Annotated in this window: 15 protein-coding genes; 10 read left to right on the forward strand and 5 right to left on the reverse strand. The window is 43.0% G+C overall.

What is annotated here, in order from left to right; translation table 11 throughout:
* Positions 1-166: 166 nt before the first annotated feature.
* The 4 genes from rpsO to FTU39_RS07150 all read right to left on the reverse strand — a co-directional run bounded on the left by rpsO (position 167) and on the right by FTU39_RS07150 (position 10,614).
* The gene (gene rpsO, locus FTU39_RS07135) at positions 167-436 is read right to left on the reverse strand and encodes a 30S ribosomal protein S15 (protein WP_004975922.1); all 270 of its coding nucleotides are present in this window, start codon (positions 434-436) and stop codon (positions 167-169) included.
* Positions 437-1,257: 821 nt separating this feature from the next.
* Complete coding sequence (gene recD, locus FTU39_RS07140) at positions 1,258-3,000, reverse strand: exodeoxyribonuclease V subunit alpha (protein ID WP_218953082.1); 1,743 nt, start codon at positions 2,998-3,000, stop codon at positions 1,258-1,260.
* Positions 3,001-3,109: 109 nt separating this feature from the next.
* Positions 3,110-6,829: a UvrD-helicase domain-containing protein gene (locus tag FTU39_RS07145; protein ID WP_180051950.1), complete on the reverse strand. Its 3,720-nt coding sequence runs from the start codon at positions 6,827-6,829 to the stop codon at positions 3,110-3,112.
* A 44-nt stretch (positions 6,830-6,873) separates the two neighbouring features.
* Positions 6,874-10,614 carry an exodeoxyribonuclease V subunit gamma gene (locus FTU39_RS07150; protein WP_180051929.1) on the reverse strand — a complete coding sequence of 1,247 codons (3,741 nt, stop codon included), beginning with the start codon at positions 10,612-10,614 and terminating at the stop codon, positions 6,874-6,876.
* Between the two features lie 222 nt (positions 10,615-10,836).
* Here FTU39_RS07150 and FTU39_RS07155 point away from each other — a divergent pair, with 222 nt between their 5' ends.
* Complete coding sequence (locus FTU39_RS07155; protein ID WP_218953081.1) at positions 10,837-11,346, forward strand: hypothetical protein; 510 nt, start codon at positions 10,837-10,839, stop codon at positions 11,344-11,346.
* Between the two features lie 65 nt (positions 11,347-11,411).
* Here FTU39_RS07155 and FTU39_RS07160 read toward each other — a convergent pair whose 3' ends face one another.
* A complete protein-coding gene (locus FTU39_RS07160; RefSeq protein ID WP_180051930.1) occupies positions 11,412-12,830 on the reverse strand; it encodes a phosphate--AMP phosphotransferase in 1,419 nt (472 codons plus the stop codon).
* 246 nt (positions 12,831-13,076) lie between these two features.
* Here FTU39_RS07160 and FTU39_RS07165 point away from each other — a divergent pair, with 246 nt between their 5' ends.
* The 9 genes from FTU39_RS07165 (at position 13,077) to FTU39_RS07205 (ending at position 25,777) form a co-directional block, all read left to right on the forward strand.
* Positions 13,077-13,781: a hypothetical protein gene (locus tag FTU39_RS07165; protein WP_180051931.1), complete on the forward strand. Its 705-nt coding sequence runs from the start codon at positions 13,077-13,079 to the stop codon at positions 13,779-13,781.
* A 168-nt stretch (positions 13,782-13,949) separates the two neighbouring features.
* Positions 13,950-14,894 (forward strand): bifunctional demethylmenaquinone methyltransferase/2-methoxy-6-polyprenyl-1,4-benzoquinol methylase UbiE, encoded by a 945-nt coding sequence (ubiE, locus tag FTU39_RS07170; protein WP_004975907.1) that lies wholly within the window; start codon positions 13,950-13,952, stop codon positions 14,892-14,894.
* An 11-nt stretch (positions 14,895-14,905) separates the two neighbouring features.
* Entirely contained in the window at positions 14,906-15,601 is a 696-nt protein-coding gene (locus tag FTU39_RS07175) for an SCP2 domain-containing protein (protein ID WP_180051932.1), read from the forward strand.
* Positions 15,602-15,614: 13 nt separating this feature from the next.
* Positions 15,615-17,234 carry an AarF/ABC1/UbiB kinase family protein gene (locus FTU39_RS07180; RefSeq protein ID WP_180051933.1) on the forward strand — a complete coding sequence of 540 codons (1,620 nt, stop codon included), beginning with the start codon at positions 15,615-15,617 and terminating at the stop codon, positions 17,232-17,234.
* A gap of 194 nt (positions 17,235-17,428) precedes the next feature.
* Positions 17,429-18,508 carry a patatin-like phospholipase family protein gene (locus FTU39_RS07185; protein ID WP_180051934.1) on the forward strand — a complete coding sequence of 360 codons (1,080 nt, stop codon included), beginning with the start codon at positions 17,429-17,431 and terminating at the stop codon, positions 18,506-18,508.
* Between the two features lie 126 nt (positions 18,509-18,634).
* A complete protein-coding gene (hisIE, locus tag FTU39_RS07190) occupies positions 18,635-19,417 on the forward strand; it encodes a bifunctional phosphoribosyl-AMP cyclohydrolase/phosphoribosyl-ATP diphosphatase HisIE (protein ID WP_179994925.1) in 783 nt (260 codons plus the stop codon).
* A gap of 22 nt (positions 19,418-19,439) precedes the next feature.
* Complete coding sequence (locus FTU39_RS07195) at positions 19,440-20,942, forward strand: UvrD-helicase domain-containing protein (RefSeq protein ID WP_180051935.1); 1,503 nt, start codon at positions 19,440-19,442, stop codon at positions 20,940-20,942.
* A gap of 16 nt (positions 20,943-20,958) precedes the next feature.
* Entirely contained in the window at positions 20,959-22,332 is a 1,374-nt protein-coding gene (locus tag FTU39_RS07200; RefSeq protein WP_154321107.1) for an AAA family ATPase, read from the forward strand.
* 607 nt (positions 22,333-22,939) lie between these two features.
* A complete protein-coding gene (locus FTU39_RS07205) occupies positions 22,940-25,777 on the forward strand; it encodes a monovalent cation/H+ antiporter subunit A (RefSeq protein WP_179989503.1) in 2,838 nt (945 codons plus the stop codon).
* The last annotated feature ends 1 nt before the right edge of the window (position 25,778 follow it).

A 25,778-nucleotide genomic window follows, 5' to 3' on the forward strand; every position in this document is an offset into this window, starting at 1 on the left:
CAAAGCTTAGAAGCCGACCTCACTCGAATGAAACACGATTTTTAAACACAAAGAAGGAGCGAATCATTCGCCCCTTCCACTGATCTAGCCAAGGCTAGATATACTTTAGTTTTCAGTAATACAGCATTCAACATGCAATAGTCCGAAAATAAAAGCTTAAATCGAATTAACGACGTAAACCTAAAGCAGCAATCAATGCGCTGTAACGAGTCACATCTTTGCCTTTAAGGTAGTCAAGTAACTTACGACGTTGGTTAACCATACGGATTAGACCGCGACGGCTATGGTGGTCGTGTTTGTGCTCTTTGAAGTGACCTTGTAAGTCATTGATTTGAGCAGTTAAAAGCGCTACTTGAACTTCTGGTGAACCAGTGTCGTTTTCAGCACGAGCAAATTTAGCGATGATCTCTGCGCGATCTGCGTTTGTTAAAGCCATTCGATTTCTCCGAGATGCTTAATAAAAAGATTTGATACCGATCAATTGATTGCTCAATTGACTGCCGTGCATCACTACAGCAAGGGCATTATTTTAAGGCAAAAACGTGCCGATTGCAAAACAGAACGACAAACAAGCACTTTTAATTTTGAGATGTACCAATAAAAGTATGATTTATGCTAAGGGTATACACATCATGTTAGGTATAAAGTGTCTAAGGAAAATAAATATACAATTGTATATGATTGATAATATGTAATATTTTGCCAACTGCTTTTCATCCACTGGAATATTTTGCCGTTAAAATAAAACAGCCCGAGCATAGCTCGGGCTGTTTTTTGCGCTGTAGTTTCTTGTCTTATTATTCTTATTGTCTTGTTTATTGTGGTTATTTGCGCGTTTTCGCGTCTTATTCTCTGAACATTCCTGTTCTTGCTTTCACGTCCTTGTGTGGTTGATTTTGCCACAATACTAAAGTGAAAGAAGTCGTATTTCTCGTATCTGTTTGTAAGCTTTTTCTTACAACAGGTAAGCATTGTCAGCATTTTGCAAATCACCCAAACTTACAGGCATAAAAAAGCCCTGTAGTCTCTCCCAAAACTACAAGGCTTAGCGGCTGTAAGTTTCCTCTTCTCACTCACGTCCTGTCAGTTCGCTGTCTTTCGACATTTATCGTTATTATTCTGCGATTATGCTCAACTATCCCTATTGAGCTTTTTATGTGAAGTCATCTTCTCAAAAAGATCTTGAAATCTCTATGCGCAAATTTCTCGAATCAATGTAAGCCATTTCGTACAAAACCATCTCTTATTCAGTTTTACTTAACAATCCAAAGCGTCATTAATTCTGGCTAATAAACCACTGCTGCGACGGGTACGAATCATCAAAGCTTGCTGCAAAGCTTGCGCATCAACCAACAAACTTACGACTTTTTTAGCACGGGTAATGGCAGTGTAGATCAGCTCCTTACTCAGCAAGTTTTTTGCCGCAGCATCCAACACCACAGCTGTATGAGTAAATTCAGAACCTTGCGATTTATGAATAGTAAGTACAAATGCGGTTTCAATATTTTTAGGTAAGCGTGTTGCAGGCACCCACTTATTTAAACTTGGAAAATATACTTCAAACTGGCGCTGATCATTCTGCTCTCGCATAAAACAGATGCCAATATCACCATTCGACAATCCCAGTTGATAATCGTTATAGGTCATCATGACGGGGCGTCCTGCATACCAATCGCCATGTTTGGTTTGTTTTAACTGTTGCAACAAGCGTTTTTCAATCTGCAAATTCAGTTGTTGTAAACCCAAATGACCATGACGAATTGCGGTTAAAATACGGTAATCATCAAATACATTCACCACATTCTCAACATGCGCTTGAAATGCTGTACTTGATTGTTCCAAGCCCAAAGTATGTGCTTTTAATACCGCTACATAAGCCTGATAACCATACATCAGCTGATCATAATAATGCGCTAAATTTTCCGCTGAAATTTGCCCATTTTGCTGAGGTAAATATTGCAGTTGTAGGGCATCTATTTCGACTTGCTTAAATTGAATTGGCTTTAATTCACCTGCTGCCACGACTTGCTGTTCAAACTCAGCCAAAACCTGTGCAGAAGAATGTTCTTGCTGAATAAACTTCGCCATTGCGCCAATTTTTGCACCTTCAGCAAAACGACGTGTGGTCACTAAATTGACACGGTTATTTGCGAGTTCAGGCACTTGCTGTAAATCGGCCAATACTGTACCGACATCGACTGAAGCCAATTGATTGGCATCGCCCAACAGAATTAAACGTGCCTGCGCAGGAATGGCAGCCAATAACATCTGTGACAGGCTTAAATCCAGCATCGACGCTTCATCGACCACAATCACGTCATAAGGTAGAGGTTGTTTAGCGTGAAAACGTGGCTTGCCTGTATTGCCTAAGCCCAATAAACGATGCAAAGTCACGGGTCGTAATTGACGTAAAGCATCGACATTAAACATTTGTAAAGCTTGACTATTCAAGGCATTTTGCAAAGCTTCATCCATCCGCTGTGCCGCTTTGCCTGTTGGTGCAGCCATCGCAATCCGAATATTTGGCAAAGCTTGATTAAGCACCGCAACAATATGCGCCAAAGTATAGGTTTTTCCTGTACCTGGCCCACCAGTGATAATACTTAAACTTTGAGTTGCCGCAGTCTGTAACGCTTTTTGCTGCTGTGGATCTTGCAATAAATTAAGCTGTTCGGCTTGTAATTCAAAGGACAAAGGCGGCTGCGCCTGAATCCGTAAAATATCGCTAGCAACCTGATGTTCCAGTTTCCAGTAGCGATACAAATACAAACGCTGCCCATCAAATACAAACGGTGCAATTTGTGGATCAGGATTTAAAGCGCTACGCTGCAAGTTCATGTGCAAATGTTGCAATGCCGCCACTTGTTCTGCGGTTGCAGGAATACAGCTATCCCCTTGCTGAATAGCATCGAGTACCTGTTGCATCAAAATTTGCGCTGAAGCATCAAAAGTGACATTGCTAAATGGCGGCTGACATAGGTAATCCATCCACGCCTGCATTGGCGTTTGAGCTGAATTTAAGTGAATATGCTTGTTTTCCACACAGTTATCCTCAAAGTTATCCACAGGATAAGCAATTGTTTTATTAAGTCGATAAGCTGACTTAGCGTTATTTTTTAAGTTCAAAGTAACCCAATATTTGATCTAGTTGCAGAATAAATTCCGCATCTGGCCGCCAATGACAAACCCCTTGCCCTGCTTGCCCCTGCATACCACGCAAATACAAATAACTGGCTCCACCCAAATGTTGCCGAATATCATAATCTTGCAAACGACTGCTCAAATAACGGTGCAACGCCACCAAATACAAGGCCGCTTGTAACCAATAACTCGATTGGGTCATGTTGTGTTCAAGGTTGGTTTTTTCATAATCGCGCTGATCGGCACCCAAATAATTACTCTTATAGTCGGCAATGTGATAACACTGCCCATCAAAATAAACCAAGTCAATTGAGCCTGTCAGATAACGCGCAGTAGCGGCTTCATTTAAATCTTGAATAGGATGTCCCGCATCTTCAAACAATTGCTGAATTGCTTGAATAAATAAGCGCTGATCTGCCAACGCCAAATAGAATGGAAACTCTGATAAATAATGTGCAGTAGATAAGGCGGAAAGCTGGAAAGTATCGTGCAAAGGAGTATTCAACACATCCTTCAGCCACTCGGTCATGTGCGCAAAAATATCTGCTTCCTGCACAGTCGCGCTGCCTTTGGCAGTGTCGAGTTTTGCAATCAAATCTACCAATAACACATCTGAATTAAACTCTTTGTCGTTATGAAAACGGCGTTTGACTTCTTCAAAAATGTCATCATGACTGGCTTGAAAGTCGATATATTCAAAGAGTTTATGTAAAAAACTCCCCGCTTGAGTACCACGCTGAAAATTAGCTTTGATCCATGCAATCGGTTGAGCCACCTGTACGATTTCCTGTTCCGTTTCGACAGGTTCCTGATTGATTTCGTCGGCAGCAGCAGCCTGCTCCTCGCTTGCCAATGCCAAAGTATCGCTACGCATGGCGGCAGGTAAATGTTGTGCCAAGCCACTAAAACTGGTTTTGGTTCGTGGATAAAAGCGACGCTGCGGAAAATCTGCAGCTTCAATCTTAATTTCTTGCACTTGTTCAAGTTGTAATGCTGCCGCCAATTGTGTCAGAGGTGCTTCATCACAGCTCCATGCTGCTGCAATTTCTGCTGAACTTGGCGCTTGTAAACGCCAGACATTTAAACCAGCAGATTTTGGTGCAGCCTCTTTTTTACCTTCTTTTGCAGGCGTAGGCTGTTTTAGCATCGCATAGACCCGATAACTGGCACGGGTGAGTGCCACATACCAAAGCCGATTCAACTCTGCCAAACGGCGCTCACTGTGCTGCTGCATTGCTGTGGCATCTATGTCTTTATGTTTAATGGCAATGATACGTTGCTCAATGCCTTGCTCTTCCTGCGTTGCAAACACCAAAGCAGACTTGTCAGATTTGGGCGGCTGATCTGCCGACATCAAAAAGACCACTTTAAACTCCAAGCCTTTGGACTGGTGAATGGTCATCAATTTCACGCCTGCCGCATTAGAAAGTTTTCGTTCAATTTCCCAATCGCGTTTGGCAGGTGATTCAACTTGCTGTAAATACCAGTAATACAGCATGTAAGCCCCTTGATGGCGTTCACTTTGACGACTCAGCAATTCGGTTAAATGGCGTAAATTCACCACATGCCGTTCATTGTCAAAACTGCGTTTTGCCACCAAATTTTCCCAAATTTTAAATAAGTTCAGGCAGTAATTCCATGCGGTTAAAAAGCCTTTATTGACCCACATTTCCCGAATGCAGTCGAAGTCATAAATAAACTGACCTAACCCCTGTTGCTCAAGTTCAATCAACTGTTGCAGGTTATAACCCAATAAACGTGTCAGTAAGGCACGCTTGACCTTGGCTTCATCATAAGGATGTAAAATTGCAGTTAAAATTGCCGCCACATCTTTGGCTAAAAAGCCTGTAAAAACACTGCGCTTACTGCTCCGATTTACCCGAATACCAATACGCTCCAACTCATATTGCACTTGATCCAGTAATTTATGACTGGTGGATAAAATCGCAATATCATCGGCCTGTAATGCAAGCTTGCCTGTAGGATGGTCAAAATATAACTCACCTGAAATCCCCTGATTTAATAAATCACGAATTTTCCAAGCAATTTGAATAGATTCATCTTGATCATGTGCAACGGTGATCCACCGAAGCGGTGCAGGGTTGGCCTGCTGCCGATCGATTAAAGCAGGATGAGGCCGTGAACCCGCAATAACCGGATGATACGTCACCTGCTCACCAAAATTGGTATGACGTTGGAATAACTCATCCACCACGCTGACCAATTCTTTGACAGAACGATGATTTTGTCTGAGGGAATAAATGCGTCCCTGTTTTTTCAGCACGTCATCACGGGCATTGTTATAGGTCAGCATATCGCCACCGCGAAAACCATAAATCGCCTGCTTAGGATCGCCCACCATAATCATGCAACCGCGCGCATACCACTTCGGATTACGCCAAATTTGCGCCAGCATGTCGTCTTGATCTTGGTTAGTATCCTGAAACTCATCCACCAAAATCAGTGGATAACGCGTATGCACAAACTGCGCAAAACGCTGCCCACGTTCGCCCTGCAACGCTTCGGCTAAGCTGCGAATTTGTTGGGCAAAAGTGGTTTCCCCTTTTTGCTGTAAAAGTTGCGGTAAACGCTGCTTGACGTGTTGTACCAAATAGAATTTTAAATTGGTATCCACCAATTCAATTTGACGCTCAAAATTAAGTTTGGCATCCACAACTGCTTTAATTTTTCGGATTACAGGATGATCAAAAAAAGCATCTTGCACCTCTTGCGTACATGGCGCTTTCGCTTTGTTAAAAATAGATTTTCTGAGCTTACCGTCTTGATTCAAATATAGTGCAAAGACCGCATTAAACAATGCGGCAAGATGTGAATTAAAATAATGTTCTAAAGGATTATGCTTAATTTTTTCAATCAGTTTTGGCAAAGCTTCTGTAAATAGTGGCTGCAACCCCTTCTTGTCACTCCCCGCGACATAATGGGAAAAATTAAAACTATATTCACCATCATAATATTCTTTTAATTCTTCAATTTGCGTCATGGTGATACTGGCTAAATTCTGCAACGCCTCTGCTAAATCTTGTACCTCCAATTGTGCCTGATCTATGCCCTGAATCTCTGCCGATGCAAAATTCAAACTGGTATTGACCAACCCCTCATAGTCTGCTGCAGATTTCAACCGCCCACATAACAGCATATAGTCCACAACATGCTGAGGCTGTGCTTGAATCCATTCACGCAGCACATCATGCACCAATTGTTCAGTATAGACCGATGCTTGGTCGGTAATATTGGCGCGCTCAATTTTGCCGCTTTCAAAGGAAAATTCACGCAATAATTTTTGGCTAAAGCTATCCAGCGTTCCGACAAATAATTCATCGAGTTGTGCAATCACCAAGTTCAAACGTGAACTGGCATAGTCCAGTTTTAAGCGATATTCCTGCAGAACATTTTTGAGTAAAGGATCTTGTAGTTGTGCAATTTTCTCTGCAAGGGCGCGTTGATCTAAAGACTGATTTAAACACTGGTCGATATATTGTTGGGTTTCAAGCAAGCGTGCACGAATACGACTTTTTAGCTCGGCTGCGGCGGCACGGGTAAATGTGGTCGCAATCACTTGATTAGGCAAATAATCTTTCAGGAAAATCCGCACCATCAAACTAGATAAAGTATAGGTTTTTCCTGTACCTGCCGATGCTTCAATCCAATGCAAGCCTTTAAATTGCATCTCTTGAATTGGGTCATAACAAATTGGGAATGGGCTAGATGAGTTCACGCAGATTCCCCTTGTTTTTGAAGATTTTTCGCAGATTCATAATTTTCAATGATGGGCTGATACAGTCGATGGCTATATTGCTGAAATGCCTCAATCAACAACGGTTCAGTTTCACTGTCTTGAAAAATAAATGACCAGTCTGGGTGATTTTTCTCACTTTCATCAATAAAGCTCCTCCTAGCACCGTCATGCCAATGTTTTACGAAGCTTTCCATATTCAAAACTTGATCGGACTGAGCTTCATCCCACTGAATTTCAAATTCTTTTTTATCTTTCATTTTTAAAACCAAAGCCGCAGGCAATAACACAGGATATTGCTGTGCGTGTTTCCAGAACTCAAACCACTGGGCTAAATACTCGTGTGCTTGCTGTGCATGGATATTGGCAAAATGAATCACCGCATCTTTACACACCACAATCCGCTCTAAATCTTGCTGTTCTGTGTTCTGATAAGCCACCCAGAACAGATATTCCAACCATACTTCGGCATATTTTTTTGGTCTGGCACTCGCTGCCACCACGCTACACCAAAGCTTTGTAGGCTGTTCAGGCACTTGAATACGGATATGCAAATGCGGATTCATTTTCCAAAGCTGTTGCGTTGTTGCGGTTGCCTCATCTGCAAACTGCTGCAGTATGTCACGTAAATATTGCTGTTCTTGCAGTCCCGTTTTAAACGTGGCATTTAAAGTTTTGCCCACAGGTAAAGTATCTTGCAACAAGCTTTCTGCATCTTGCGTGCCATGTTGCAGTAAAAAATCACGCACACTATATTTTTCCAAGCCATTTAAAATCAGTGGCTCATGGTTCATTGCAGCAGTGTCGGATTGTAAATTTTCGACTCCAATCGCTTTTAAATAGGCACGTGCAGGGAAACATACATCTCGAATCCATTGCATACTGTCGAGTACCACCACGTCTTGTGGCAATAATGGATATTCACCAAACCATGCTTCGCGTGGTGTGGTTTCTTGCTGCATTTGTTTGGCAACCCGATACCATTGATCTTTAAAGCGAACTTCACGGCTTTCGGCAAAACGCAGTTGATCAAAAGGTTGCAAACTATGTAAGTGATAAAGAGATTTCAATTGCGCAGGAATCTCGACACCGTTCAAGTTTAAGCGTGAATCGCTAGCCCTATCGGGATGTTTCACAATCAATTCCAAATGCTGCACAAATTCCTGCACCAGCACGGATGGATCACGTACCTCACCATCGCTGACATCAAAACCGTTATAAAATAACCAAACACTGTCTTGCGCCAACAATAAACTGTCTAAAAATGCCCCTTGATCATCCTCAATGCGTGAACGATCTCCCAGTTGTGGTTTTAATAATTGCATCAAATCAAAAGCCAATTGCTGGTCACGACTTGGGAACACGCCATTGTCCAAATTCAGCATCACAATCAGCTTATACGGCAGTGGACGAATTGCACCAATTTGGCTAAAGGTAATGGCGCCCGATGGACTGGCTTGTTCGAGTTGGGTTTCGAGCTGGGCTGAAATTTCTTGCAGAATATAATCCAGTGGTAAGCTTAAATGACGCAAATCTTGACCCGACTGCACATCAAAATAACTGGCTAAGGTCAGCATACGGTCATGTTTTTGCACCAAACTAAACACCGATGCCAACACATCTACTCCTGCATCCTGAAACTCACTCAAGTCTTGCATCAGTTGTTTGAGCCAATATTCCACCGTTTTGGCTTGCCCCAATTCATGCTGAATCAGCCAATCACGGCGCTGTGCAAAATCCTGATAAATTTGAATCAGTTTAAAAATCAATTCAAAATCGCTACTTTGCACATCGGCATAACTTAAAGTGTGCTGAACCACGCAATGCTCTGGCACTGCAACACCCAAAGCCAAACGATCTAAAGCAAACTTTAAGCTGAACCGATAATCTTGATCATCTGCACTCAGGCTGCGTTTTAAATGCTCGGCATCTAAACCACGTTTAAAACCCGCATTGGCCAACAACTCATTCATGCGCTCAATGTTGTTTAAATTCAAGGCATAACGCTGTTGTGTGGCAGCCAAACTCAACCAGTCGCCAAACTCCTCAAAGCTAAAACGTCCTTGTACTAGCGCTATACGCCCAACCACCGCACGCCAAGCATTATGAATGTCTAAAGAGCTGATGCCTGCAATTTGAATAGGCAAATACACACTATCTTGACTGAGTTGATGCCCTAAAGCGGCTTGATTCTGCTGTGATTTTTGTTGTCCTTTCTGATAGAGATCACGTTCACTTGGCGGTGCAGCAAATACGCTGCGAATTAAAGATTCTTGTTCTTTGAGTTTCGGACTCAACACCAAAATATCACTGGCTTGGCGGCTGTCATCTTGTCCTAGCCATGCAATTAAACGATCTTTAAGTACCTCAAGCTGACGTAAACTTGAATGACACACATGAATTTGCAATGACTCATCGGCAGGGTCTAAGTCATACGCCTGCGCGACTGGCTCAACCAAATTCAATACATCCGATTGAATTTTGCCAAGTAAATGTTGCGGCTCTTCTTCAGGGAAAAGATCATACCACTCGCCTTCATCACCACTCGACAACGCCGCCAATAAAGAAAAGTGATCGCGTGCCTGCTTACCAAAGCGTGTCAGCAAGGGATGATGTGACTCGCGCATATCGGCATTAAATTCACCATTATATTTTTTGATATACGCAGCAATATCATCATCGCTTACAGTTTTATTTTGACTTTCCATCTCACGAATAAAACGACTTTTGATTCGCGCATCCATGTTTAATTTCCACTTAGGATCGACCATGTCTGCCCAATATTCTTGCGATGGGTTGTAATGCAGAATAAAAATATCCATATACTGCGCCAAACGGCGGATAAACAGCAACTGACTTGGCGGCAAATCCAATAAGGTAAAAATCACCAACTGTTTGGGTAATTTGTTAATACACGAATTTGGATTTTCAGGCTCGCCCAAAGCTTGCCAAAATTGCAGATCAATCTCCTGCATTTTTTCAAAATCTGCATGAAAAATATGCAACCACAACCAACTTTGCCATTGCTCTAATTCTTCGGCTTGCTCTTGAGTAAATGCGGCTATTTCCAATGCCGCTTGTTTTTCTTCTTCGCTCTCAAAGTTTTTAGGGATATAAATTTGCTGCTTTAAGTTCAGGCGTTTCTGCTGTCCCCAAACCGCTAACCAATTGCTTTGACATTGGCAGACACCCTCGCAGCCTTTTTGGCAAAAACCACGATAAACCATGTAATTGCTAAATAAACGTGAAACTTTATCTGCCACCCAATACAGCATGTTTTGCTTTTTGAGCTGCTTTTCTAAACCCTGTGACAATTGCTCTGCGCTGTCATAAATTCGCTGAATCAAACGATGTAAAGCATGCTCGGCAGGAAGTGGGTTTTGTTCGTGTTGTATCCACGGTTGTAAGTCATAAAACACACGCCATTGCATCACAATACGCGGAATATTTGCCTGACGCACCCGATCTTTATCGTCTAAAACTGCCTGATAAGCGGCCCATTGAAAGGCGCGAATACGATGATGAAATTCAGTATTGGCACTAATGCCTTTTTGTTCAGCAATTTTTTCCGTTAGCCATTTCTCTACAGCCAGCGAAGGTACAATAAAATGCTGAGTTTGTAGAACCTGAAGCGGATTTGATGTCGGTTGACGTATGGTTTTTAACATTTCATTGACTAAAACTTCTATACGTTGACTTTGTATGACATGAATCGCCATCAGCTGCCCTTAAATTTATTTAAAAAGAAAGTACGAGAAGGCAGTTGATCTGTCACTCGCCTAAGTACAACAAAAGAATAAAGATTATTAGCTGTACACTTACAATGGTATATGCCACTTTACAAGCATACTTTTATTGCCTACTTTTTTCAAAATTGCTTTGAACAAAGTAGTTTATTTAGCATACAGCATACAATTACTCGCCAATTTAAGGGTGTACCTATGATAAAAAGAGAGACAATTCCAGACAGCATTGATCCAAACCTAGACTTGGAAAAGATTCGTGCAGAATGCTTAGAACTGGTTAAAAAACGTGCCTATTTTTCAGCAGGTGCAGCAGTCATTCCTGTACCATTTTTGGACGTCGTGATTGATGTGGGCATTTTGTCGCAACTGGTTCCAGAAATTAATGCACGTTTTGGCTTATCTCCTAAGCAAATCAGTGTGTACGATCCTGAAACCCGAAAAGTCCACTGGAGCGAATTGCGTAAACGCGGTGTAGAATTTTCAGGTTTAGTCGTAGCGCGCACTGCAGTAAAAAAATCCCTGAATAATGTCGCAGCCAAATACATCGCCAAACAAGTCACCAAGTTTATTCCATTGGGTGGACAAATGGTGGCAGCAGGTTTGGGTTATTTTATTATGAAAAAAATTGCCGAAACGCATGTTGAAGAAAGCTACAAACTAGCAAAAAGCATTCAGCTTAAACAAGCCAAAGTTGTGAATGCTTAATTTTTAAACTAAACAGACTCAAATTCAGCTAACTTAACACGCAGTCTTTGCATCCTCGAGGCAGATTATTCTGCCTTGAGTTGTTTTAAGATAGTTCTTAAAATTTCCAAACGTGCTGCATTTTTGTCATTACTTGGAATGATGTGCCACGGTGCATATTCAGTACTGGTACGTTGCAGCATATCTGCCGCAGCCACCAAATAATCATCCCAGCGGCTACGGTTACGCCAATCTTCATCTGTAATTTTAAAACGCTTATGTGGGGTTTCCTGACGTGCTTTAAAACGCAGCTCTTGCTCATCTTTACTAATGGCTAACCAAAATTTAATCACGACAGTTTGATGGTCATTTAAGTCTTGTTCAAAGCGGTTGATTTCGTCATAGGCACGCTGCCATTCCAGTGGACTAATCAAACTTTCTACACGTTCCACTAATACCCGCCCATACCAAGAACGGTCAAAAATATTGATTTTTTCTTCAGGCAGAATTTTCGTCCAAAAACGCCACAAATAAGGACGGCTGATTTCAAAGGCTTCAGGGGCGCTAATGGTATAAATTTCGTATTCACGCGGATCCAGCTTTTTTACAATCCGCTTAATCGCGCCACCTTTGCCTGCTGCGTCCATACCTTCAAAAACAAGGCTGACATTACGGTTATCAAAACGCAGTGCATCTGCCACTTTTTTCGTGAGTTTCTTTAACTCTGCTTTATAGTCATCACCACTGACCGATTCAGATACAGGGTTGAGTAAAACTTCAGGAATTTCTGCAGCTTGCCAAGTGATGCCCGAACTGGTTGGATGCACAGGACAATGCTGTAATGCACGTAAAATATGCTGTGCAAATTGCTGATCGCGGATGGTTTCATCTTCGCAATCAATCATAATCCAGTCATCGGTAAAGCGTTGGCGCAGCTTCTGTATATTGTCATATTGTTTTTTATTGCGCCAATCCAAACCGTGCAATTTATGCCAATGGACTTCGCTCGGCTCCATATCATCGAGTCGTTTTTGTAGTGATTTCCACGATAAATCGAACCAGATTTTAATGACATCCACATGGTTGTTTTTTAAGTCTTCTTCGTAAGCACGCATTTTTTCGACATAATTATCAAACATCGTGTCATCAATTTGTTTGGACACATGCATGGCTGTACTTAATAAGTCACTATACCAATTGCCAAACATCAACATGATTTGACCTTCGGCAGGAATAAAACGGGCATAAGGCTGCCAAAATGTCTGTTTGGGATTAAACGGATTGGGAGCATCGGCTTTTACCCTTAAATAACGCGGATCGACCCATTCCCTAAGTTGTTTGACCGACTCTCCTTTCCCCGCCAATTCAATGCCGCTCACTAAAATCAGCAAACTTTTGGCATTTTTTTCACCTTTGGTGTTTTTTAAAGCATATTGGGCTTCAATTAGCTCGACTGAAAGTTGTTCTTCTTCCATGAGTTTAAATTCAGTATGTGCTTGTGACATCATCTACCCTATTGTTGTGTTATTTAAGCTCTGCTGATCATTCATCTATATTTACGATATTAGAATGAGCGACAGACTTTGATCAGTATACGAATATCGACCCATTTTTTAACAACTTTTCGCTTATTTTTGTAGATTAATCTCACACACTGACCTTTGCCGTTTGGAATTCTGTGTAATTTGTCATAGCGACGAGATCAAACTCACATTAAGATTTGCCCATTCAACTCAATAATGAGACACCCTATGTCTAAACTTGCTGCTTTAGATGAGCTGTTAGAACTGTATTATCAATTTAAATATCATAAAAATCCTATGCTTTTTCAACGCTTACAAGATGTTCAAGCATGGCAAAAACAGCGTATGCAACGCACCCATGCCACACAGTTTGCCGAAAAGCACAATGTCTTGATGGCCGAATATTTTTTAAACCGCTTATATGGCGGTCCAGATTTTGACGCTTTGGCAGGTCAAATTGCTCGCCTACTGAAATATGCACACAAAGCTGAAAAAATCATCCCTAAAAATGCAATAAAAACAGGGACTTCTGGGGTAAGTCTGGCGATTTTGGCAGTGCAGTTAGATGAACAAGTCGCGATACAATTGCTACAGGACTATCCTGAAAATATGCCTTTAAATGATGAGATGATGCGTCTGACTTATTTAAAGCTCGATCAGGGCGAAGCACGCTTAAAACAATTAAATATGTTGGATGAACTGGGTAAAAACCTAGATAAATATATGCGCTCTTTTGTGGTCTATACCGCTTTTAAAATGTGTAAAGGCGCGGCGCAAAAATACAGTTTTCAAATTATGTATGAGTTTATGCAAGATGGCTTTTTAGCCATGAAACCATTAAAGTCCGCAGAGAAATTTGTGAAGCAATTTACTACCACAGAACGGGAAATTATTGCCAAAGTACATGCAGGTGATTTACATCCATTTTCATAATCCCAATGTGTGAAATAACCAACACTTATTCAGCACACTTACGCTATCTTTGGTTTTTTCTGTATATTATTCATAACAATTGCATGATGATTACTGTACAAGTGCTTAGAATCTGTCATCATGCATACACTGCAGCCTTAAGCCTTTTTATCCTGAGGAGTGACTCCAATGTCGAATGAAAATCAAACGCCTACCGCTACTCCCGAGTCGGCACAACCAACAGACAAAGTGAGTCCATTCTTAACCGAACCTCTACCGCAAGGCGCTCCACAAGGTCAGCAACAATCTTTAGAACAAAAATTAACGGATACACCTGTTACGGGTTCAGTGCCAAAATATAATTTGCCGCGCGGTGCCAACACAGGCAATGTCGGTGCAACCACACACTTCGGCTACCAAACCGTCAGCAGTGAAGATAAAGCCCAGAAAGTCGCAGAAGTCTTCCACTCGGTTGCAAGCAAATACGACATTATGAACGACTTAATGTCATTTGGTATTCACCGCTTATGGAAACGCTTTGCGATTAATATGTCAGGTGTACGTCGTGGTCAGCGCGTACTGGACATTGCAGGCGGTACGGGTGACTTAGCCAAAGTCTTTAGCCGTGAAGTTGGCCCTACAGGTCATGTGGTACTGTCAGATATTAACGAATCTATGCTGAATGTTGGCCGTGACCGTCTAATTGATGCAGGCTGTACCAATGTCGATTTCGTGTTGGCGAATGCCGAAACTTTAGAACCATTTGAAGACAACAGCTTTGACTTACTGACTATTTCATTTGGTTTACGTAACGTGACCGATAAAGATGCAGCTTTGGCAGCGATGTACCGCGTACTCAAGCCGGGTGGTCGTTTATTGATTTTAGAATTTTCAAAACCAGTATTTGAACCGTTCTCAAAACTCTACGATTTATATTCATTCACAGCATTGCCATTGATGGGTAAAATTGTCGCAAACGACTCAGAAAGCTACAAATACTTGGCTGAATCTATTCGTATGCACCCAGATCAACGCACTTTAAAAGGCATGATGGAACAGGCAGGCTTCCAAAACTGTGATTACCACAACCTGACTGGTGGTATTGTTGCCGTTCACCGTGGTTTTAAACTCTAAGGCGTACCGCAATGTGGTCAATTCTCGCCCTTGGTGCAGTTGAGAAACTGATTCATCATGTTATTGATTTGGATGCGATTACTCGCATCCAGCTCAACCAACTACACGGCAAAATGTTGCGTGTGGTGCTCGATTCGCCACAGCTTTCTGTAGATGTCTTTTTTGATGACAACAAAGTTCGTTTAGAACCTACTGCAACAGGTCACAGCGAGCAGCCTTCTATTTTTGAGCAACGCCCGTTTGATCAAGCGCAAAATATCAGCCCCGCAACGACCACTTTGCATGTTAAAAATGTGGTGCAATTGCTCAAACTGTTGCTATCCGATGAAGTGGGCAATATTCCCCTACAAGGTGACTATCATCTTTTACAAGATATTCAGCGCATTATGCAGCAGGCTGAACTAGACTTGGCCGCACATTTAAGCCCTTGGATTGGTCCTGCTTTGGCTCATGAAGTTGGCAAAATTCAGCTTGCACCCAAGCATTTAAAACGCAGTCTATACAGCCATTTGTTCTTTGCTGAAGATGCCCTAAAAGAAGACAGTGGTCTATTTGCCCCACGCTGGCAAATGGATGACTTACAACAAGACACGCGCATTTTTCAACAAAATTTAGACCGCGCCGAAGCCAAAATTCAACAGCTACAAGCGCAGCTTGATGCACAGCCAGATACCGCTTCTGACACCTTAAACTCCACTCAACCCTAGGGAATAAGTCTTTATGATTCCGCACGTTTCACGTTTACTCGAACTTTGGCGCATTGCCGCGCACTATAGACTCGACACGTTGTTTCCTGCGGAAGAACTACCAGAAAAGGCACGTCATGCGCTCAGTTTTATTCGCATGCACCCTGCGGCTTGGTCAAGTAAAGAACGTAAAAACCCGCTGAAGCTCAAAGAAGCTTTAGAAGAAATGGGACCATTGGCAATTAAACTTGGGCAATTGCTGTCTACGCGTCGTGACCTGATTCCGCCTGAAGTTTTACAGCAATTGGTATTGCTACAAGACCGTGTCAAACCGTTCGGTTCTGACGTGGCACAAATGCGAATTCAGCAATCCCTTAAGGCAGACATCAACACCCTGTTTGCCCGTTTTGATGAGCAACCTTTAGCAGCAGCCTCCATTGCGCAAGTCCATACCGCTGCCTTGCATGATGGTCGTGAAGTCGTCGTTAAAGTCACCCGTCCCGATATTCGCCAGCAAATTCTACAAGATTTTGAAATTCTGGAATGGCTCGGTGCAGCACTGGAAAAACGTCTGGAAGCGGCACGCGCTCTACATTTATCTGAAATTATTCAGGACTATCGTCAAATTATTCTCAACGAACTGGATTTGACCTTAGAAGCGGATAACACCCGCCGCATGCGTCACTACTTTACAGGCTCAAGCATGATGTACGTGCCTGAAGTCTATATGGACAGTAAAGATGTGATGGTGGCAGAGCGCATTACAGGTGTGCCAATTTCCGACACGGCAACCTTTGATCGTTTGGGGATGAATCGTGCCGATTTGGCAGAAAAAGGCCTCACGATTTTCTTTACCCAAGTGTTCCGTGACAACTTTTTCCATGCCGATATGCATCCTGGCAACGTCTTTGTGGAAACCATCAATCCGAATAATCCGCGTTTTATTGCGCTAGATTGTGCGATTATGGGCGAGCTGTCCAAGCATGACCAAATGACCGTAGCACGTATGTTGCTGGCGGTGATGAACAGCAACTTTATGCAGCTGATTCAAGTGGTACACCAAGCTGGCTGGATTCCACCGGGCACAGATCAAGATGCTCTCGCCCGTGAAATGCGCCGTACTGTCGGGCCAATGGTGTCTAAACCGATGCACGAATTGGACTTTGCAGGCATTCTGATTCAGGTCATGGATATTGCACGTCGTTTCCATTTGGAAATTCCACCGCAATTGATGCTACTCCTGAAAACATTGGTGCATGTTGAAGGCTTGGGCACAGACTTATATCCAGAACTGGATATTTGGAAACTGGCAAAACCAATTTTAACGGATTGGATTAAAGCCAATATGAATCCAGTCAAAAATGTCAAAGAAATTGGGCAGCAAATTCCCGACCTGTTACTGGGTGCGCAAGACTTACCAAGTTTAATGATTGACAGTTTAAATGGTTTAAAAAACCAATCGGCTTGGCATTCCAAACAATTGCATGAATTACAAAGCATGCGTCTACAAATGGAACATCAGCAAAAACGCAGTTGGATTTTTGGCAGCATCATGGCCATTTTCCTATCCATTGCAATTATCGCACCATGGTATGTGTCTATTGTTTTGATTGTCTTGGCAAGCTTTTTGGCGGTTTGGCGCGTAGTCAAATAAAGTGACATTGTTTGATCAGCAGATCATCAATATTTAAAATCCTACTTTAAAAGCAGGATTTTTTATCATCCAAATATCAGCATCACCACAAAACAGCTCCATGACTGATCAGTCACCAAGTGATGCCTCTCGCCATTGCTGCAAAAATCACCACGCCTACAATTAATGCACATTTGTAGCGTTATAGATCAAGCATGACTCAGATTTTGCATAAACGTGCCCCTGCACTCAATATTCGCGCAGGACATCTGGCACGCCAACTGATTGAACAAGAAGGCTTACACGCCCAACAGGTTGATATTATTCCAGGTGCAGCAGGCGGTCCCAAAGGCATTGGCATTCAGGGCTTAGACCAAGCTATTTTTGGCGAGTTTTTTGCCCAAGCCCCTAAACGCCGTACTGTGGTCGGTTCTTCCATTGGCAGTTGGCGCTTTGCCAGTATTTTGGCGTGGGGCGCAAAACAAGGTACCGAGCGTCTGTCCGATTTATACACCAACTTGTATTTTCATAAAAAAATGTCGCGTCAAGAAGTCGCCGAGATTTGTCAAAATATGCTGTTTGAACTGATACAGGGACAGCAACAACAACTGATTCAGCACCCTGACTATCACCTTACGGTCATTTCAGTCAAAGCTCAGCATATTTTCCAAAGTGACCAAGCCCTGCCTTTGCTTGCGTCTGTGGCAGGAATTATTGGCAGCAATGCCATTGCGCGTAAACATAACCGCTTATTTATGCAACGTGTAATCAGTCAACCTGCACAGGGGCAGCAGTTTATGGTAGAAGATGATTTTGTCACCCATTACCAAGCCCTGAATGAACAAAATGTCGCACCGTGGCTGCTCGCCTCAGCGTCTATTCCCGGGGTGATGTCTGCTATTCGTGACATTCCTGATGCGCCCGTGGGCAGTTATCGGGATGGTGGCTTAATTGACTACCATCTGGACTTACCTTACCAAAGTCAGGGCATTGTGCTGTATCCACACTTTACCGACAGCATTACCCCCGGCTGGTTTGATAAAATGTTGAAGCACCGTAAAGCCAATCCTGAAAATCAGGCCCGCACCCTCTTGCTATCACCTTCGGCAGAATATTTAAGCAGCTTGCCTTTAGGTCGTTTGCCCGATCGTAAAGACTTCACCTTAAAAGGTTTAGATCAGGCACAGCGCGTTCGCTTATGGAAACAATCGGTGGCAGAAAGTCAGCGTTTGGGCGATGAATTTCTGGAAATGGTGGAAAAACAAAACTTCCCTCAATTTATGCAAACGCTTTGACAGTACAAATCTGGCAAGATAATTTAGGTAAATTGTCTTGAATCACGTACACTATAGGAACGATGCAAAATCGTGCGCTCAGAAAATAGCGTCCATACAATTTAAATTAATTTTGGTGAACAACTCATGAATAACTTGCAATGGCTCGATGAAGTAAAATTTAACGAACAAGGATTAGTGCCTGCCATTGCACAGCATCATCAAACAGGACGTGTGTTGATGGTGGCGTGGATGAACCGTGAAGCCTTGGCACTGACTGCCGAAAAAAATCAGGCAGTGTATTTTTCACGTTCACGCAATAAATTGTGGCACAAGGGCGAAGAATCTGGACACTTTCAAACCGTGCATGAAATTCGTCTGGACTGCGATGCTGATGTGATTATCCTGCAAATTGAACAACATGGTGGAATTGCTTGCCACACAGGGCGTGAATCTTGTTTCTATCGTAAACTCACCGTCAATGGTTGGGAAATTGTAGATGCACAGCTGAAAGACCCGAATCAAATTTATGGTGAACAAGCCGCCAATGCTCACACCTTAGCCATGAGCCAATCTAAAGCACAAGCTGAACAGGTCGAAGTTTTGGCTTATTTAGGGCAAATGATGAGCGAGCGCAAAACCGCTAATCCTGACTCATCTTATGTAGCCAAGCTGTACCATAAAGGCTTGAATAAAATTTTGGAAAAAGTTGGTGAAGAAACCGTGGAAGCAATTATTGCCGCCAAAGATTTCAACACCGAAGCGAATGCCAACAACAAAAATGACCTGATTTATGAAGTGGCCGATTTATGGTTCCACAGCATTGTCATGTTGGGTTATTTCGATATTGAACCGCAAGTGGTACTGAATGAATTGGCTCGTCGTCAAGGTTTATCAGGCTTGGTTGAAAAAGCCAACCGCAGTCATTAACGCGAAAAGCCAACCCTGATCTGTGTCTGTAATCATCAAGCCTCGCCCGACCTATGAGCAAGCCACTGCTATAGATAATGCACGTCTGGGCAAATCTTTTAAAGTGATTGCCTATGCAGGTACAGGTAAAACCACGACCTTACAAATGATCAGTGATGCCATGCCAGAACGGCGTGGCATGTACTTGGCATTTAACAAAGCCATTGCCGCAGAAGCACAAAGTAAATTTCATCGTCAGGTCGATTGTCGTACATTTCACTCGCTTGCATATCGCAGCGTTCCACGTGGAGTCACCGACAAATTACGCCTACCCCGTTTAAGTCCAAGTTTTATTGCCAAAGAGTATCGTTTAGAACCGATTACCCTTAGACGTATGATGGGCGGACGCTATGAAAAATATGTGTTGATGCCAAGTCGTTTAGCCAGTTTGGTGGCCAATGCCGTGAGTCATTTCTGCTCGACCAGTTCGCAATACCCTGCCCCACGACATTTACAAGCACCCAGTTGGTTGCATCCAGATGACATCGACACCTTACAAAAGCATCTTTATCCTGCGGTAGAACGACGCTGGTTGGAGTCAATTGACCCGAATCATCAGGCAGGCATTGGACACGATATTTATCTGAAACTTTGGGCCTTGTCTGAACCCAACATTCCTGCCGATTATGTGCTGTTTGACGAAGCTCAAGATGCCGACCCGCTCATGCTGGGCATTTTACTCAAGCAACGTAATACTCAAGTGATTTATGTGGGCGATGCGCATCAGCAAATCTATGCTTGGCGTGGTGCAATCAATGCCATGCAGCAATTACCTTTGCCTGAATCACGACTGACCACATCGTTCCGTTTTGGTGAAGAAATTGCCCTGACCGCCAATGCCATTTTAGGTGGGCTGAATGAAACCGTGCCACTCTTGGGCAATCCAGAATTACATTCCAAAGTGGTCAACAAACCGCATACCAAAATGCGTGATGCGATTTTATGCCGTACCAACGCCCGTGCCATGGAACTGCTACTGGCAGGTTTAGTGCATGGCGATAAAGTCAGTCTGCAAGCCGACCATGTGCGCTTAAACCGTTTTGTGGATGCTGCCGCGATGCTCAAACAAGGCAAACGTGTGACCGACGTTCCGGAACTGGCATGGTTTAACTCTTGGCATGATGTACATGAATATTGTGAAACCAACGATGGCAGCGACATTAAACCTTTGGTCAAACTGGTGGATGATCATGGTACTAATCCACTCAAACGGGCGTTGGCAAAAATCACCCCAATTGACCAAGCCGACTATATTATTTCGACAGCGCATAAAGCCAAAGGTTTAGAATGGAATCGGGTACATATTGAAGACGACTACCAATTTAAACTGAACGACAAAGAGCATAAAATTAGCGATGAAGAATTAAGATTACTGTACGTGGCATGCACACGTGCTAAAGTCAGTTTAAATATTCATCATATTTACGATTTGGTACAACAACTGAAAATAAAAATGCCGACATCGTTACGCAAAGCGGTGGGGTAATTGCAGCAGGTGCGCTATGAAAATTACATCGGTTCATTTCAGACACATCACCCATTTTGCAGACCTAAAACTCGAACTCAATTATCACGACCTGCCCATTACGCTTATTTTGGCAGACCAAAGCGCGGGTAAAACCTCGCTGTTACGATTTAGTTATCAAGCACTGACTTGGTTTGCCGCTCGCTATAAAGACTTACGCACTGCGGGTTTGGTGATGCAAGATCAAGATATTTTGTTCAACCGCTTGCAAGCTAAAATTGATGTTTGTGTGGAAATTCCAGCAGAAATAGGCAGTTTGGCAGAATCAAGCAACACGCAAATTGAAAGCACCCAACATTGTGACTGGCAATTATATAAAACCCTGAATAGTAGCGGCGTAGGAGTAAGCAAAGCAGAAACCGCCAAGCTTGAAAAAATGGTGCAGCTCTATCAACACGCCATTAAACATGACCCGATGCAAGGTCTACCGCTGATTGCCTACTACCCTGCAGAACGCTTCGTGAATGAAGTTAATTTACTCAATAAAAATAATCCGCTGATTTTACAACCTGGACATGCCTACGAAATTGCTGCGATTCCATTCACGACATTTACTCGTTTTTTTGAATGGTTGCGGGAAATTTCCGATATTGAAAATGCCCAAAGTGCGCAGCTTTTACACAAGCTATATCAGCAACAACAAAGCGAACTCGCACAAACCCTGAATCAGTCCTTATTGCATGCCTATACCCAAATGCATGCACCGAGTTTACAAGCACTGAAAGATGCCTTACAAATCGTGCTGCCTGAAATTGAAGACCTATATCTACAACATCTGCCTAAATTACAACTCATGGTGCGCTGTCAGGGCAAAGATATGCTGTATCAGCAATTGTCGAACAGTCAGCGCAACTGGATTGCTCTGGTAGGCGATATTGTACGTCGCCTCTGTTTGCTAAACCCAAACAGTTTGTATCCGTGTCGCGAGGGAGATGGTATTTTGTTGATTGACCAGATTGATCATCAGCTCGATCAACAACAGGCCGCACAAATACTGACCCGTTTACATCAAGCTTTTCCGCGCTTACAAATTATTGCCACAGGCAACCGCAGCGAACTTTTGGAACAAGCGGAACGCTTTCAATGTTTAAAACTGGAACATCAACAGCTGCATCCCATCGCATGGCAAAGTTTACAACCGCAGTTTGCAGAAATTTATGCTGATGTGCTAGAAACCACTCACACGACAGAAGACGTCAGCCTACAAGAACAAAACCCAACACAATTAGGCACGGCTGAAATTTTGCAGCAGATTCAAAACCATTTAACTGCCGAACAAAAACAGGAATTGCTGCAACGCTTACAGCAATTGGATAGTGAGCCAACACCTGATCAATTGCCTGAATCTTAATTGCCGAAGTCTTTCAAGGCATACTTGGCCAAAAAGCAAGGAAATACTTTATCCCGCATATAACAGACGGTATATAATGACTTTGCTGTATGCAAAATAAATTGATGTTGTTTTATTCATGTAATAAAATCAGATTAATTTTGAACTTTTATAGTAAAATCCGATTTTGCTGTAGTTTTTAAAGTTGCGCAATACAACTTTTTTTATACCTTGAATAGTGTCTATTGACCTTTCAAACACGGTGAATGCTGTAAAAATGCAGCAGATGCAGATTAACTTCATCCATAGTTCAACTAGGTTGTAGATTGACGCATCTAAATATTTTTAACACAGCTTTAACCAAACCAAGCACAACCTTATTCGCTGCATCGTCAGCGAAAGATCAGCATATTTTTTGCTGCTTGAGCCGCCTAGCCATGTAAAATTATTTTTGCATGATCTTGTTTTGAGTTTAAGTTGCGACAATACGCTCATCAAAACAATAGACTACGTGTTTACTGACACGACTGATTGGCTTTCAAGATTGAATCTTTTGGATGGTGTGTTGCTGTCCTGTAATCCTTGGAAGATAAGATTCATCCTTTAGGTTTTCAACCTATTCACGACAATGGATATGAGTGTGCTACCGATTATTATATTGTTACCGTTAGTACTGGGCACAACCCTTGTCTCGTGGCTGAAACAATTTTCACGCGGGGTAACGGCTTTAGGGGCGATTGGCGTCAGTCTGAGCAGTCTTATTCTGCTCCTGACTCAAGCAAAAGCAGTCTTTAATGGCGAAACGATCATTCAAACATGGTCTTGGCTGCCACAGTTGGGGATTGATTTAAGCTTCCGTCTAGATGCGCTTGGTTTATTATTCTCCTTGCTGATCACGGGGATCGGCACACTCATTTTTATTTATGCCTATTATTATTTAAGTCCACAAAACTCGCTCAGTAAACTCTATGTTCTCCTCATGCTGTTTATGGCTGCCATGTTGGGAATTTCGCTCTCCAATAACCTGATTTTGTTGCTGACTTTTTGGGAACTGACCAGTATTTCCTCTTTCTTATTGGTGGGTTATTGGAGCAATTACGAGGCAGCACAACGCGGCTCACGTATGGCACTGACCATTACAGGCATGGGCGGACTCGCCATGCTCGGTGGTTTTGTGTTATTGGCGCAAATCACAGGCACCTATCAAATTGACCAAATCTTAATGATGACTGAACAAATTCAAAGTCATCATTTATTTGTACCAACTTTATTGCTGATTTTATTGGGTGCATTTACCAAAAGTGCGCAATTTCCGTTTCACTTCTGGCTACCCAATGCCATGGCTGCACCCACGCCTGTTTCTGCCTATCTACATTCGGCAACGATGGTCAAAGCAGGGATTTTCTTGCTGGCGCGCTTATTGCCAATTTTTGCAGGCGCAGCGTTATATCACAACCTAGTCACCTTTATTGGTCTATTTACCCTGTGTATGGCAGCATTCTTTGCTATTTTCAAAGAAGATTTAAAAGGCTTATTGGCGTATTCCACCATCAGTCATTTAGGTCTGATCATGTGCTTACTCGGCATTGGTTCACCGTTAGCAGTAGCTGCTGCAATTTTCCACATCATCAACCACGCCACCTTTAAAGCGGCCCTGTTTATGATTGCAGGAATTATCGACCACGAATCAGGCACACGTGATTTACGTAAACTTAGTGGCTTATGGCAACTATTACCCTTTACCGCCACCCTCACTATGATTACCGCGGCCTCTATGGCTGGCGTACCGTTGACCAACGGCTTTTTGTCCAAAGAAATGTTCTTCACTGAACTGGTAGCAAACTTATCTGGCCCTGTACTGTTGGTTTCTGCAATTGTTGCGACACTGGCGGGTATTTTTGCAGTGGCCTATTCAATACGTTTGGTACACGGCGTTTTCTTTGATGGTCCAATTGGTAAAGATGTCCCAAACAAAGAAGCTCACGAACCTCCGTTTGGCATGCGTGCACCCGCAACTTTATTGGCTGTTTTATGTATTTTAGTCGGCTTGATGCCTGCCTTATTGGTCGAGCATATTGTCAATAGCACGACTCGTGCCAGTACCCAACTGTCGCAGTTTGAAGGCATACATCTGGCAATTTGGCATGGCTTTAATCTTCCCCTGCTGATGAGTGTTATTGCACTGCTTGGCGGGATCATTTTCTATTTCTCGCTCGCCAAAGGTGGAAAAATCCGTGAAATTGACCTCGACCCACATTTAGGTCAATTCCAAGGCAAACTGCTGTTTGAATTATTCTTAAAACATTTGCTACAGGTTTCACGCAAAATCAAACGTAAAACCGAAAATGGTTCACTGCAAAGCTATTTGGTGTGGATCATTGCTTTTACGGTATTCATGGTCGCGCTACCATTATTCAATCAGGGATTAACAACTGGCACACGTGAACTCACACATGCGCCTATGATTGCCATTGTTTTATGGTTATTGCTGTTCTCTGCCTGCTGGATGATGCTGTGGTTCCACCATGAGCGCATCAAAGCTGTCTTAATCAGCGGTGCAGTTGGCTTGGTCGTCACCATGATGTTTGTCGGACTGTCTGCTCCCGACTTGGCACAAACTCAAATCACGGTTGATGTCGTCACCACTGTTTTATTGCTGATGAGTCTATCGCTGCTCCCACAATTGACCCCGTATGAATCTAGCCGTTCACGTCGTTGGCGAGATGCCTTCATTGCGATTGGTGGCGGCATTGGTATCGGCTGGATTGCGTGGCTGGTTATGACTCGCGACCACAATTCAATTTCATGGTTCTTTAATCAGCAATCCATTCCACTCGGTGGCGGAACCAACGTGGTCAACGTCATTTTGGTGGACTTCCGTGGTTTCGATACCTTTGGTGAAATTACCGTCTTGGGCATTGCTGCGATTGGTACGCTGTGTTTAATGGATGGTATGCGTGCGCACGGCACTATCATGACCCAAGGTTTAACCTATCGCTTTAATCCTTCACCGTTGATGCTGCGGATTACCGCCTCATGGATTTTACCTATCGCCCTTGTGGTCAGCCTGTATATTTTCTTGCGCGGTCATAACTTACCAGGCGGTGGCTTTATTGCGGGCTTAATTACCGCAATGGCGTTGATCATCCAATACATTGCGCTTGGTCAAGACCACACCGAACAAATGCTCAAAGCTAAATCTGGACGTTTATACGAAATCTGGATTGGCGTGGGTTTAAGTATTGCAGGTCTGACAGGACTTGCCGCATGGTTCTGGGGACGTCCATTCCTCACCAGCGCACATATTTATGTCAATCCTCCGATTATTGGTGAAATGCACCTCGCTTCGGCTGCCTTATTTGATGTAGGCGTGTATGTCACGGTGGTTGGTGCGGTAATGTTGATGATTTCTGTCTTGGGCGACTCACGTCACTCAGGCATGTCTGGCCCACTTCCAAAGGAGTAAT

The sequence above is a fragment of the Acinetobacter sp. YH12099 genome, assembly GCF_013419195.1.
In the GTDB taxonomy this organism is placed as follows: Bacteria; Pseudomonadota; Gammaproteobacteria; order Pseudomonadales; family Moraxellaceae; genus Acinetobacter; species Acinetobacter towneri.